Here is a 12,126-nt window from a genome sequence, read left to right on the forward strand (position 1 = left end):
GAAAGCCGGGCTGACGTTGCGGCGTCCTGACAATAGGTGACAGGAGCTGCCGTCAGAGCGGGCGCCCCCCGCGGCAGGTCCGCGGGTGACCGGCTTGATGAGGCAAGGCATGGAAACGACAGCGACCCACCGCAAGGCGACGAAACGCGAATGGGTCGGGCTGGCCGTGATTGCGCTGCCTTGCCTGCTCTACGCGATGGACCTGACGGTGCTCAACCTGGCGGTGCCGCATCTCACCGCGGACCTCAGGCCGAGTGCCTCGCAACTGCTCTGGATCGTCGACATCTATGGCTTCATGGTCGCTGGCGCGCTCGTCACCATGGGCACGCTGGGAGACCGGATCGGCCGGCGCAAGCTCCTGCTGATCGGCGCGGCAGCCTTCGGCCTGGCCTCGATCGTCGCCGCCTTCTCGACCAGTGCGCCGATGCTGATCGCGACCCGTGCTCTGCTCGGGCTTGCGGGCGCGACGCTGGCGCCTTCGACGCTGTCGCTGATCCGCAGCATGTTCGAGGATCCGGACGAGCGCCGCTTCGCCATCGGCATCTGGATCTCCAGCTTCTCGGCCGGCGGCGCCATCGGACCGCTGGCCGGCGGCCTCCTGCTCGAGCATTTCTGGTGGGGCTCGGTCTTCCTCGCCAATGTGCCGGTAATGGTGCTGCTGCTGATCCTCGGCCCGCTGCTCCTGCCCGAGTACAAGGACCCCGATGCCGGCAGCATCGACCTGCCGAGCGCGGTGCTGTCGGTCGCGTCCGTGCTGGCGCTGATCTACGGGCTGAAGCGCATCGCCGAAGACGGGCTGGCCTGGCTGCCGGTCGCGATCATGCTTGCGGGCCTCGCCATCGGCGTCATCTTCCTGCGCCGGCAGACCCGGCTCGCCGACCCCTTCGTCGATCTCAGCCTGTTCCGCAGCGCGGCGTTCCGCGTCGCGCTGGCGATCAACGTGCTCGGCTTCTTCTTCCTGTTCGGCATCTTCCTGTTCGTCGCGCAATATCTGCAGCTCGTCGCCGGGTTTTCGCCGCTGGTCGCCGGGCTCTACACGCTGCCCTCGGCGCTGGCCTTCATCGTTGGCTCGATGTTCGTGCCGGCGCTGGCGGGCCGGTTGCGCGTGCGCCACATCATGGTGGCGGGCCTCGCCGTTGCGGCGCTCGGCTTCCTGGTCATGACGCAGATCACGGCGGGCAGCTCGATCGCCGTGACCGTCATCGGCACGGTGGTGTTCTCGCTCGGCTTTACCCCGGTCGTGGCGCTGACCACCGATCTCGTCGTCTCCGCCGCGCCGCCGGAGCGCGCCGGTTCCGCCGCCGCACTGTCCGAAACCAGCATCGAGCTCGGCGGCGCGCTCGGCATTGCGATCCTCGGCAGCGCCGCGACTGCGATCTACCGCGTGCAGATGGCGGCTTCGGTGCCCGCCGGCCTGCCTGCCGACATCGCGGAGGCGGCGCGGGCGACGCTTGGCGGCGCCGTCATGGCCGCCCACCAGGCCCCGGCCTATGCCGAGCCGATGCTGGGCCTCGCCCGCGAGGCCTTCACCCGCGGCATGCAGCTCAACGCCTGGCTGGCGGTGGTCGGCCTGCTGGCGACGGCGGCGCTGGCGCTGGCTTTCCTTAGGGAGCCGCAGGCATCGCATACCCATTAGGCGTCCTGCCGGACCCGATGCGAACGCCGCTGCGAGATGGCATCGTTCGGATAAATCCCACTTATCGATCTGCATCAGAAATGATGATTTTCTGATCTCGTCGGCCGATGCTTACATGCCGACCTAAGGGAAGCTCGGGCGGTGGTGCGAATGCGCGGCCGCCCGGACAGTCCCGGCAACCGGCGACGAGATCGGACATCCTAGGTGAGCGAGCTTCTGACGACCATCGACTCCCGCATCAGCGGCGAGAATGAGCGCCGTATCCTCCGGCGCGACCCCAATCCGCACCTGTTCCGGCCGATCAGCTTCCGCTCGGTGACCGCCCGCAACCGCATCATGCTCTCGCCGATGTGCCAGTATTCGGCGCAGGACGGCCTGGCGAATGACTGGCATTTCGTCCATCTCGGCGCCCGGGCTGCCGGCGGCACCGGCATCGTCTGCACCGAAGCGGTCCATATCGAGCCGCGTGGCCGCATCACCAGCCATTGCCTCGGCCTCTGGAACGACGCGCAGCGCGACGCGCTCGCCCGCATCGCCACCTTCATCGCCTCGCGCGGCGCCGTTCCGGCGATCCAGCTCGGACATGCCGGCCGCAAGGCCTCGGTGGGCCGGCCCTGGGAGGGGACGAGGCCGGTTCCGGAAGGGGAAGGCGGCTGGTCGGTGGTTTCCGCGTCCGGCGAGTCCTATGCCAAGGGCTGGCCGGTTCCGGCGGAGCTCGACCAGGCCGGCATCGACGAAACCCTCCGGGCACTTGCCGCCGCGACCCGCCGGGCCCGCCAAGCGGGATTCAAGCTGATCGAGCTCCACGCCGCCCATGGCTACCTGATCCACCAATTCTACTCGCCGCTCAGCAATCGCCGCAGCGATGCCTATGGCGGCTCCTTCGAGAACCGCATCCGCTACCTGCTGCAGTCGATCGAGGCGGTCAGGGCGGAGTGGCCGGAGGAGCTGCCGCTCTTCATCAGGCTCTCGGCCAGCGACTGGGTCGAAGGCGGTTGGACGCTGGAGGACAGCGTCAGGCTGGCGCGGCTGCTGAAGGAGCTCGGTACGGTCGACCTGATCGACTGCTCCTCCGGAGGAAACGATCCGCGACAGCAGATCCCGATCCATCCCGGCTATCAGGTGCCGCTGGCGCGTGCCGTCCGCGATGGTGCCGGCATCGCGACCGGGGCCGTCGGGCTGATCCACTCGCCGGACCTCGCCGAGAGCATCATCGCCAATGGCTCGGCCGATCTCGTCCTGCTCGGCCGGGCCCTCCTCGCCGACCCGGTCTGGCCGCTGCGCGCCGCGGGAGCGCTCAAGTCCAACGCCGCGAGTTGGCCGGTTCAGTACGAGCGCTCGAACATCTTCTAAAGGCTCAGCGCCGGGCGGCCGAATCTGCCGCGATCTCGAGCGCGAGGTCGATGATGCGGGTATCGGGGGCCGCCAGCCAGCCGGCGACGAACTGCAGGTCGGGGATCGTCCGAGTGCAGCCGACTTCGACCAGCCGGCCGGCCTCGACGTCTTCGGTGACGATCGAGGCCGGGATCAGCGCCACGCCGAGCCCGTCCAGCGCCATGCGTACCGCCGTCGCCATCGCGGCGCTGGCATGGATGCGGGTCGGCGGCAGATGAGGGTCGGCGAGCAGCTCGCGCAGCCGCATATAGGGCTGGGTGTTGCGCGCGAAGGTGATGATCGGAAAGGCGGCGATCCGCGCGAGCGGATTCACGCCGGCGGCGAAGCCGAGCTTCGGGCTGGCGAAGAAGCGTATCGGCTCGTTGCGCAGCGGCTGGGACTGGATGGAAGGCGCGCTGATCGGGCCGAGCATGAAGGCGAGGTCGATCTGCTGGCCGAGCAGCCGCTCGCGCAGATTCGGCGAGATGTCGACCTCGATCTCCAGCGTGATGTGCTCGTAGCGCGCCGACATCGCCTCGATGAAGCGCGGCAGCCAGGTGTGGACGATGGTTTCCGCCGCGCCGAGCCGCAGCGTGCCGCGCAGTTGCGAGCGATCCGTCACCGAAGCCACGAGCTCGGTCCGCAGCCGCAGCAGGCGCTCGGCCTGGGCGAGCACCGAGCGCCCGGCCTCGGTCAGCGCGAAGGAACGCCGTCCGCGCTCCAGCAGACGCACGCCGAGCTGCTCCTCCAATTGCGCGACGCGCTGCGAAACCGCCGGCTGGGTGGTGTTGAGCCGCGCCGCGGCGCCGCGAAAGCTCTTCAGCTGCGCCACCCAGACGAAGGTTTCGAGCGTGCGGAACTCGATCAAAGGTCGTCCCTTTCGATAAATCAGATTTATCGAATCCGATCTTAAATGACAATTGGACGACATCGCCAGCTTCCGCCCAATATTGACGCAGAGGCACCGCCAAGGGGCACGAGGGGAATGCTGGAACAGTCGACCAGGTCGGAGCGCGGCTCCATGACCGGAGAAGAAGCGCGTCGCGCCGTGCGCGAGGGCAGGCTCTCCTGCCAGACGTCCTCGCTGGCGCCGGGCTACGTCCAGGGCAATCTCGTCGTCCTGCCCCAGGACATTGCCGGCGATTTCCTGCGCTTCTGCCAGCGCAACCCAAAACCCTGCCCGATCATCGGCATGACCGAGCCGGGCGATCCGCATATCCCGGATCTCGGCGTCGATCTCGATCTGCGCACCGACCTGCCGGGCTACCGGGTCTGGCGAGACGGCGAACTGGTCGAGGAGCCGGGTGATCTGCTCTCGCACTGGCGCGACGATCTCGTCGGCTTCGTCATCGGTTGCAGCTTTTCCTTCGAGGAAGCGCTGCTCGCCGATGGGCTGGAGGTCCGCAACGTCGCCGAGGGCGTCAACGTCTCGATGTTCAGGACCTCGATCCCCTGCGCGCCGGCGGGTCCCTTCGCCGGGCCGGTGGTTGTGACCATGCGCCCGTTCAGCCCGGCGGACGCGATCCGCGCCATCCAGATCACCTCGCGCTTCCCCTCGGTCCACGGCGCGCCGATCCATATCGGGCAGCCCGAGCAAATCGGCATCCGCGACCTGTCGAAGCCCGATTATGGCGACCCGGTCGCGATCCGTGATGGCGAGCTGCCGGTGTTCTGGGCCTGCGGGGTGACGCCGCAGGCGGTGATTGCCGCAGCCAGGCCGCCTTTCGCGATCACGCATGCGCCCGGCGCCATGCTGGTCACCGACCTCAAGAACAGCCGGCTGTCGATCCTGTGAGTGCCGCCGCTCACCCCGGCTTCGGCGCCTTCGCGAAAGCTCATCGCGAATTCTTCGACGCGCTGGCGCCCGAAGGCTGGGAGCCGGTCGCAGGCTACGCCGGTGTCGAGCAGAAGCTCCTCTCCGGCGGGCTCGACCATGCCGCGCGCAGCGGGGCAGTGACGCGGCTCTCGCGCTGGGCGCCCGGTGCCTTCGTTGCAGAGCCGGTGGTGCACGACTGGTGCGAGGAGGTCCTCCTGATTTCGGGCTCGCTCCGCATCGGCCGCCCCGGTGATCTTGGTGGCTCCGAGCTGCTGCCGGCCGGCTCCTATGCCTGCCGCCCGGCCCAGGTCCTGCATGGCCCGTTCTTCACCGAAGGCGGCTGCCTGATGATCGAGTTCAACTACTACCCGCCGTCCCCCTCGACCCGACAGGAGCGCTTGCCATGAAACGTCTTCGCTATGCCTCGCTCGCGACCCTCATGCTCGCCCTTGCCGGCCCGGCATCGGCGCAGACCCTGCCGGCCGGCCCGACGGTCAACATCCAGGCGGTGACGCAGGTCGGCCCGGCCCTGCCGCAATACACCAAGGTCGATATCCCGCTGCTGCGCGAGGGCGTGCCCAAGAAGTCGGGCGGGCGCATCAACGTCACCTTGGCGAGCTGGCCGGAGCGCAACCTCACCGGGCCCGAGATCATCCGCCTCGTCCGCTCCGGCCAGGTCGATATCGGCGCCGTGCCGCTTAACACGGTTTCCGGCGAGGTGCCGATGCTCGACATGGTCGACCTCGCGGGCCTCAATCCGACGGTCGGCCAGGCGCGCAAGGTTGCGCAGGCTCTGCTGCCCGAGCTCAACAAGGAGCTGGGGCGCTTCAATACCCGCATCGTTGGCATGTACCCATTCGCCGCGCAGGTCTTCTTCTGCCGCGACAAGGTCGCGAGCCTCGCCGATCTCAAGGGCAAGCGCATCCGCACCGGCGGCGGCTCGTCCAACACCTTCGTCAATTCGATCGGCGCCCAGCCGACGGCGATCGGCTTCCCCGAGGTCTACACCGCTCTGGAGCGCGGCGTGGTCGACTGCGCCATCACCGGCTCCAGCTCCGGCAACGGCGCGCGCTGGTACGAGGTCAGCCAGTCGCAATATGCGCTGCCGCTGTTCTGGTCGGTCTCGATGTATGTCGTGAACCTCAACTGGTGGAACAAGCTCGATCCGCAGGTCCGCGCCTTCCTCGAAACCACGATGAAGGAGGTCGAGGACGCCCAGTGGAAACTCGGCGAGGAGACCACCGAGGACGGTCTCGCCTGCAACAGCGGCGACAAGGCCGGCTGCAGGATCGGCAAGGTCGTCGAAACCAAGCCGATGGGCCTGTTCCGCCCGGTCCAGGCCGACCAGGACGTGCTGCGCGCCACCTTGACCTCGGCGATCCTGCCGCAGTTCATCGAGCGTTGCGGCGCCCGCTGCGTCGAGGTCTACAACCGCGCCGTGGCGCCGATCTCCGGCGTTACCTACCAGGCCAAGTAATGCGCTCTTGATGACGCAACGGCACAAGGTCGTTGCGGGCATCGCGATTGCATCCATGATGCGTGGCCGTCGCGTCGCGGCCACGCACCGGGAGAACCATATGAGGATTTCCAGATCTCTGGCGGCGGCTTTGGCCGTGTGCGCCATCGGGACGGCTCATGCCCAGACCGTGCCGCCGGGACCGGCGGTCAACGTCACCATGGTGACGCAGCTCTCGCCGACCATTCCGCAATACACGAAGGTCGACATCCCGATGCTGCGTGAGGGGATCCCGGAGAAGTCCGGCGGCCGCATCAAGGTCACGCTGGCGAGCTGGCCCGAGCGGGCCCTGACCGGCCCGGAATTGCTGCGCGTCATCCGCTCCGGCCAGATCGACATCGGCGCTCCGGCCCTGCCGACCGTCGCCGGCGACGTGCCGATGCTGGAAATGTCCGATCTCGCAGGACTCAACCCGTCGCATGCGCAGTCGCGCAAGGTCATCGACGCCGTGCTGCCGGAGGTGAACAAGGAGCTCGAGCGCTTCGGGGTCCGCATCATCGCGACCTTCCCCTATCCGGCGCAGGTCTTCTATTGCCGCGAGCCGGTGAAGAGCCTCGCCGACCTCAAGGGGCGTCGCATCCGCACCGCCGGCGGCTCGACCAATGATTTCGTGCAGTCCTTCGGCGCCCAGCCCACCGCGATCGGCTTCCCCGAGGTCTATGGCGCGCTCGAACGCGGCATCGTCGATTGCGCCATCACCGGCACCGCGACCGGCAATGGCGCGCGCTGGTACGAGGTGACCAAGCACATGTACGCGCTGCCGGTTTCCTGGGGGAACTCGGCCTACGTCGCCAACCTCGCCTGGTGGAACAAGCTCGACCCGGCGGTGCGCGACTTCCTGCAGGCCACCTTCAAGCAGGTCGAGGACCAGCAATGGGCGCTCGGACTGGAGGCGACGGAGGACGGCATCGCCTGCAATGCGGGCCAGAAGGACGGCTGTAAGATCGGCCATGTCGTCGAGAACAAGCCGATGACCATCACCCGCCCGACCGATGCCGACATGGAGACGCTGCGGGCCAGCCTGCGCACAGCGGTGCTGCCGGCCTGGGTCAAGCGCTGCGGCGAGCGCTGTGGTGAAGCTTATAACCGGTTGGTCGCTCCGATCACCGGTGTCCGTTACGAAGCACGCTGAAGGGAACGGCCGCGATGCTCGACCGAATGATCGTCGCGGCCGCCTTATGTCGGCGGCTCGTGGCAAGGCTTGGCACCTTCATGGGCTATGCCGCCGGCTGGGGGTTCATCCTCTGCGCCGCCTTCATCACCTTCGACGTGCTGGCGCGCCGCTTCCTCGGCTTCTCATCACAGTCGACCACCGAACTGACCGGCTATGCGCTGGCCTTCGGCATCTCATGGGCGCTCGCCCATGCGCTGACCTGCCGCGCCCATGTCCGCATCGACGTGCTGATCAACTTCCTGCCGGCGAAGATCCGCTATCCCATGCATCTGCTCAGCCTCGCGGCGCTCGCGGTCTTCATCGGCTTCGTCGCAAAGGGCGCCTGGGAGCTGGTCGACGAATCCCTGCTCTTCGGCGCCACCGACATCAGCGTGCTGCGTACCCCACTCTGGATCCCGCAGGGCCTGTGGACCTTCGGCATCCTCGTCTTCCTCGTCCTGATCCTGCTTATGCTGGCGGAGAGCACCCTGCTGGTGCTGGCCGGGCGCGGCAGCGAGGCCGAGGCGCTGCTGCACCAGCGCACCTATGACGAGGAGGCAGCCGAAGCGCTCGAAGCCTGCGGCGCGGCCGATGCTGCGCCCACGGCTATCGCCAACGGAGCGACGAAATGATCGCCATCGTCTTCCTGCTCGTCCTCGTCGGCATGATGGTGGCGATGAGCTTCATGGGCATCGGCCCCGGCAACCTCCTGATCGGAGAGGTGCTGCTGCTCGTCGGCCTGTTCCTGCTGTTCTTCGGCGCCGGCATCTATATCGGCGCGGCACTCGGCGTGCTCGGCCTGATCATCGGCTTCTCCTTCTCAGACCGACCGTTCTGGACCTTCATCGGCCAGACCGTCTGGAACCCGTCCTCGAGCTTCGTCCTCGTCGCGGTGCCGCTCTTCCTTTTGATGGGCGAGATTCTGCTGCGCGCCGGATTGTCCGACCGGCTCTACAAAGCCCTGAACGTCTGGCTCGACCGGCTGCCCGGCGGCCTGCTGCACACCAACATCGCGGCGTCCGGCGTCTTCTCGGCGATCTCGGGCTCATCGGTCGCCACCGCAGCGACCATGGGCTCGGTCGCGCTGCCCTTCTTCAAGGGCACGCGCTACAATCCCAAGATGGTGCTCGGCTCGCTTGCTGCGGGCGGCGCGCTCGGCAACCTGATCCCGCCCGGCATCACCTTCATCATCTACGGGCTGATCACCGAGACCTCGGTCGGCGCGCTCTATCTCGCCGCCGTCGGACCCAGCATTCTGGTCGTCATCCTCTTCGTGCTCGTCATCCTCTGGAAGGCGAAGACCGACGCGCCGCATGTCGACCCCGCCACGCCGCGGATTCCGCTTTCGGTCAAGCTGCGCAGCCTCGTCGATCTCGCGCCGACCGCGATCCTGATCCTGATCGTGCTCGGCACCATCTATGGCGGTCTCGCCACCGCGACGGAATCGGCCGCGCTCGGCGTGATTGGCGCCATCGTCTTCGCCGCGATCGAGGGCCGGCTCTCCTTCAAGATGCTGAATGACTCGGCCGAGGCGACGGCGCGCAACACTGCGCTGATCGGGCTGATCCTGTTCGGCGCCTATGTGCTGAACTACGTCTTCGTCGGTCTCGGCGTGCCGCAGGCGCTGGCGAAGCTCGTCGGCGAGATGCCGCTGCCGCCCTGGGCGGTGATGCTGCTGATCATCGGCTTCTACCTTGCGCTCGGCACCTTCATGGAGGGCTTCTCCATGGTGATCACCACGATCCCGGTGATCTTCCCGGTCGTCGTCGCGCTCGGCTACGACCCGGTCTGGTTCGGCGTCATCGTCACCATGCTGGTCGAGATCGCGCTGATCTCGCCGCCTGACGGCACCGTTCTCTACGTGCTGCAGGGCATGCGCCGCGACGGCGGCCCGATCACCGACGTCTTCTCCGGCGTCATCCCCTTCTTCCTCGTCTACATCCTGGGCGTCCTGATCCTGATGTGGTTCCCGCAACTCGCCCTTTGGCTCCCATCAGTGGCACAATAATCATGCTCAGCTTCGATCGCTTCACCATGGCCGGCCGCGACAGGGTCGCGGTCGAGGTCGACCATCTCGTCATTGCCGGCTGGGCCGGGCGCGACGAGGCGGCTCTGCGCCACCATGTCGAGGAGCTCGCCGCCATCGGCGTGCCGCGTCCGAGCGCGATGCCGGTGTTCTACCGGGTCGGTGCGCAGACGCTGACGCAGGCGCCGAGCCTTTCCGTGCTCGGCCCGGATTCCTCAGGCGAGGTCGAGCCGTTGCTGGTCTCGCTCGCCGACGGGCTCTGGCTCGGGCTCGGTTCCGATCATACCGACCGCAAGGCCGAGACCTTCGGCATCGCCCTGTCGAAGCAGCTCTGCGGCAAGCCGATCGCCGGCGCACTCTGGCGCCTCGCCGAGGTCGAAGGCCATTGGGACGAGATCGAGATGCGCGCCTTCGCCGTGATCGACGGCAAGCGCGAGCTCTATCAGGAAGGCAAGCTCGCGAGCCTGCGCACGCCGGCGGACCTGTTGTCGCGCAAGCCCGGCGGCGGCCTGCCTCCGGGCTCGGCGATGTTCTGCGGCACGCTCGGCGCGATCGGCGGCATCCGCTCGGCGAGCCGCTTCGAGATGGAGCTGCACGACCCCAGGCTCGGCCGCAGCATCTCGCACGGCTACGACGTCGAGGTCCTGCCGGTGGTGAGCTGAGGCGCGCCGACGCTCAGTACTTGATCACGCCGAAGCGCCGGAAGGCGTCGTGGATGCGGTCGGCATAGGCGTTGAAGCTCGGATAGTCGCCGAGATGCGCCGGGCGCGGCCGCGGCAGCTCGATCTTGATCTCGTCGACGATCCGCCCCGGCGTCGGCGACATCACCAGAACCCGGTCGGAGAGGCCGATCGCCTCGTCGATCGAATGGGTGATGAAGACCACGGTCTTGGCCTGTTCGAGCCAGAGCATTTCGAGGTCGTGCCGGATCTGGGTGCGGGTGATCGCGTCGAGCGCGCCGAAGGGCTCGTCCATCATCAGCACGGACGGGTCGTGGATCAGCGCGCGGGCGATCGAGACGCGCTGGCGCATGCCGCCCGAAAGCTGCTTCGGGTAGCGGTCGACCGCATGGCTGATGCCGAGCTTCTTGAAGAGATCGAGCGCCCGCTCCTTCGCTGGCGCGAGCGGCAGGCCGCGGATCTCGGCCTGCAGCATGACGTTCTCCAGCGCCGTCCTGAATTCGAGCAGGAGATGGTCCTGGAAGACGATGCCGATATCGGTCAGCGGTTCGCGCAGGGGCTTGCCGTTGACCAGGAGTTCGCCGCTGCTGGTCGGGATCAGCCCGGCGGCCATCAGCATGAAGGTGCTCTTGCCGCAGCCGGATGGGCCGATCAGGCTGACGAACTCGCCGCTCCTGATGTCGAGCGTCAGCCCATCGACGGCGGTGAAGCCGCCGAAGGTCTTGACGATGCCGCGCCCCTCGATCGAGGCGGCGGCGGAAACGGCAGTGATCGTCATGCTTTCACGTCCAATTTCGCGGTCGTCCCTGGCGACCGGAGGGAGACCCGGGACCCATGCCGGAACGGTTCAGGCATGGATCCCGGATCTCCGCTTCGCTTCGTCCGGGATGACTGGCCGAGCTGAGCTTAAGAGCAGGCCGGCGGCGAAGCCGGCAGCAGCTCGGTGGTGTAGTAATCGGTGATCGGCTTATCCTTGGGCAGGCCGAGATACTGGGTCAGCAGCTCGAAGCTGGTGTTCCAGTTCTTCTCCGGCACCTTGCCGAGCGCGGTCGCGCCGGGCGCGCAGAGCAGCTTGTTGACGACCTCGAACTGGGCCAGCACCTGCGCCTTCTTCACCGCGGGGAACTGCGCGACGACCGCATCGGCAGCGGCGTCGGGGTTCTTGCGGGCGGCGTCCCAGCCCTGCAGGCTCGCCTCGATGAACTTCTTGTAGAGATCGGCATCGGCCTTGATCCTGTCGTCGCGCGCGATGATCGAGAGCCCGACCGTCGGCACGCCGACATCGCGGTAGAACATGTCGCGCACCTTGAAGCCGCGCTCGCGGATCTGGATCGAGTGGAAGTCGGCGCCGCCGAGGATGGCGTCGACCTTCTTCTCGAGCAGCGCGCCGACGAAGGCGCCGGGATCGATGTTGATGACGTCGACCTTGCTCTTGTCGATCTGGTTCGAGGCGAGGATCGCGTCGAGCAGGATCGTCTGCGCCGTGCCGGGCTGGACCGCGAGCTTCTTGCCCACGAGGTCCTTCGGCGAGGCTATGCCGCTCTCCTCGAGCGAGATGATCGCGAAGCCGTTGGTCTGCAGCACGGGGGCGACGATCTTCACCGGCGCGCCCTTGGTGCGCAGTTGCATCGCGGCCGGCGCATCGGCGAAGCCGACATCGGTCTGGCCTGTCGCGACCATCTGCGCCGTCGTGCCCGAGCCCTTGCCTTCCTCGATCGTCAAGTTGATCCCGGCCTTCTCGTAGAGGCCCATCTGCTTGGCCATCATGAAGCCGGCATTCGGCGCGGCGGCGAGGAAGTTCAGCGTGATCTTCATCGGCTTGCCGCCGGCCTGGGCGAGCGCGCCCGTGGTGCCGAGCGCCAGCACGGCGGCGGCGGTCAGTAGTGTCCGTCTCAGCATGGTCCTGTCCTCCCTTATGGTTCCGG

Annotated in this window: 12 protein-coding genes; 9 read left to right on the forward strand and 3 right to left on the reverse strand. The window is 67.5% G+C overall.

Annotation, left to right across the window (positions count from 1 at the left end; translation table 11 throughout):
- Nucleotides 1-97: 97 nt before the first annotated feature.
- Nucleotides 98-1,636 carry an MFS transporter gene (locus RKE40_RS01765; protein WP_449248200.1) on the forward strand — a complete coding sequence of 513 codons (1,539 nt, stop codon included), beginning with the start codon at nt 98-100 and terminating at the stop codon, nt 1,634-1,636.
- Nucleotides 1,637-1,840: 204 nt separating this feature from the next.
- On the forward strand, nt 1,841-2,989 hold the full coding sequence (locus RKE40_RS01770; RefSeq protein ID WP_316016533.1) for an NADH:flavin oxidoreductase/NADH oxidase: 1,149 nt from the start codon (nt 1,841-1,843) through the stop codon (nt 2,987-2,989).
- Between the two features lie 4 nt (nt 2,990-2,993).
- Here RKE40_RS01770 and RKE40_RS01775 read toward each other — a convergent pair whose 3' ends face one another.
- The gene (locus RKE40_RS01775) at nt 2,994-3,878 is read right to left on the reverse strand and encodes a LysR family transcriptional regulator (protein WP_316016534.1); all 885 of its coding nucleotides are present in this window, start codon (nt 3,876-3,878) and stop codon (nt 2,994-2,996) included.
- 117 nt (nt 3,879-3,995) lie between these two features.
- Here RKE40_RS01775 and RKE40_RS01780 point away from each other — a divergent pair, with 117 nt between their 5' ends.
- The 7 genes from RKE40_RS01780 (at nt 3,996) to RKE40_RS01810 (ending at nt 10,183) form a co-directional block, all read left to right on the forward strand.
- On the forward strand, nt 3,996-4,805 hold the full coding sequence (locus tag RKE40_RS01780; RefSeq protein WP_316016535.1) for a putative hydro-lyase: 810 nt from the start codon (nt 3,996-3,998) through the stop codon (nt 4,803-4,805).
- Nucleotides 4,802-5,233, forward strand: coding sequence for a cupin domain-containing protein (locus tag RKE40_RS01785; protein WP_316016536.1), 432 nt, complete (start codon nt 4,802-4,804; stop codon nt 5,231-5,233). The genes RKE40_RS01780 and RKE40_RS01785 overlap by 4 nt, the downstream gene beginning before the upstream one ends.
- Nucleotides 5,230-6,303, forward strand: coding sequence for a TRAP transporter substrate-binding protein (locus tag RKE40_RS01790; RefSeq protein WP_316016537.1), 1,074 nt, complete (start codon nt 5,230-5,232; stop codon nt 6,301-6,303). The genes RKE40_RS01785 and RKE40_RS01790 overlap by 4 nt, the downstream gene beginning before the upstream one ends.
- A 100-nt stretch (nt 6,304-6,403) precedes the next feature.
- Nucleotides 6,404-7,474, forward strand: coding sequence for a TRAP transporter substrate-binding protein (locus tag RKE40_RS01795; RefSeq protein WP_316016538.1), 1,071 nt, complete (start codon nt 6,404-6,406; stop codon nt 7,472-7,474).
- Nucleotides 7,475-7,488: 14 nt separating this feature from the next.
- Nucleotides 7,489-8,127: a TRAP transporter small permease subunit gene (locus RKE40_RS01800; protein ID WP_316016539.1), complete on the forward strand. Its 639-nt coding sequence runs from the start codon at nt 7,489-7,491 to the stop codon at nt 8,125-8,127.
- Nucleotides 8,124-9,503: a TRAP transporter large permease gene (locus RKE40_RS01805; protein ID WP_316016540.1), complete on the forward strand. Its 1,380-nt coding sequence runs from the start codon at nt 8,124-8,126 to the stop codon at nt 9,501-9,503. The genes RKE40_RS01800 and RKE40_RS01805 overlap by 4 nt, the downstream gene beginning before the upstream one ends.
- A gap of 2 nt (nt 9,504-9,505) precedes the next feature.
- On the forward strand, nt 9,506-10,183 hold the full coding sequence (locus tag RKE40_RS01810) for a DUF2848 domain-containing protein (RefSeq protein ID WP_316016541.1): 678 nt from the start codon (nt 9,506-9,508) through the stop codon (nt 10,181-10,183).
- Between the two features lie 13 nt (nt 10,184-10,196).
- Here the strand turns inward: RKE40_RS01810 and RKE40_RS01815 are convergent, their stop codons facing one another.
- Together RKE40_RS01815 and RKE40_RS01820 are read right to left on the reverse strand one after the other, a co-directional pair.
- Entirely contained in the window at nt 10,197-10,979 is a 783-nt protein-coding gene (locus RKE40_RS01815) for an ABC transporter ATP-binding protein (protein ID WP_316016542.1), read from the reverse strand.
- Nucleotides 10,980-11,107: 128 nt separating this feature from the next.
- On the reverse strand, nt 11,108-12,100 hold the full coding sequence (locus tag RKE40_RS01820) for an ABC transporter substrate-binding protein (RefSeq protein WP_316016543.1): 993 nt from the start codon (nt 12,098-12,100) through the stop codon (nt 11,108-11,110).
- Between the last annotated feature and the right edge of the window lie 26 nt (nt 12,101-12,126).

This window comes from Allobosea rubneri (assembly GCF_032464875.1).
In the GTDB taxonomy this organism is placed as follows: Bacteria; Pseudomonadota; Alphaproteobacteria; order Rhizobiales; family Beijerinckiaceae; genus Allobosea; species Allobosea rubneri.

What these genes read in the sequence shown, in the direction of transcription:
- RKE40_RS01765 (WP_449248200.1), top strand. Translation starts at nt 98, where the DNA reads ATGAGGCAAGGCATGGAAACGACAGCGACCCACCGCAAGGCGACGAAA.
- RKE40_RS01780 (WP_316016535.1), top strand. Translation starts at nt 3,996, where the DNA reads ATGCTGGAACAGTCGACCAGGTCGGAGCGCGGCTCCATGACCGGAGAA.
- RKE40_RS01790 (WP_316016537.1), top strand. Translation starts at nt 5,230, where the DNA reads ATGAAACGTCTTCGCTATGCCTCGCTCGCGACCCTCATGCTCGCCCTT.
- RKE40_RS01795 (WP_316016538.1), top strand. Translation starts at nt 6,404, where the DNA reads ATGAGGATTTCCAGATCTCTGGCGGCGGCTTTGGCCGTGTGCGCCATC.
- RKE40_RS01800 (WP_316016539.1), top strand. Translation starts at nt 7,489, where the DNA reads ATGCTCGACCGAATGATCGTCGCGGCCGCCTTATGTCGGCGGCTCGTG.
- RKE40_RS01805 (WP_316016540.1), top strand. Translation starts at nt 8,124, where the DNA reads ATGATCGCCATCGTCTTCCTGCTCGTCCTCGTCGGCATGATGGTGGCG.
- RKE40_RS01810 (WP_316016541.1), top strand. Translation starts at nt 9,506, where the DNA reads ATGCTCAGCTTCGATCGCTTCACCATGGCCGGCCGCGACAGGGTCGCG.
- RKE40_RS01815 (WP_316016542.1), bottom strand. Translation starts at nt 10,979, where the DNA reads ATGACGATCACTGCCGTTTCCGCCGCCGCCTCGATCGAGGGGCGCGGC.
- RKE40_RS01820 (WP_316016543.1), bottom strand. Translation starts at nt 12,100, where the DNA reads ATGCTGAGACGGACACTACTGACCGCCGCCGCCGTGCTGGCGCTCGGC.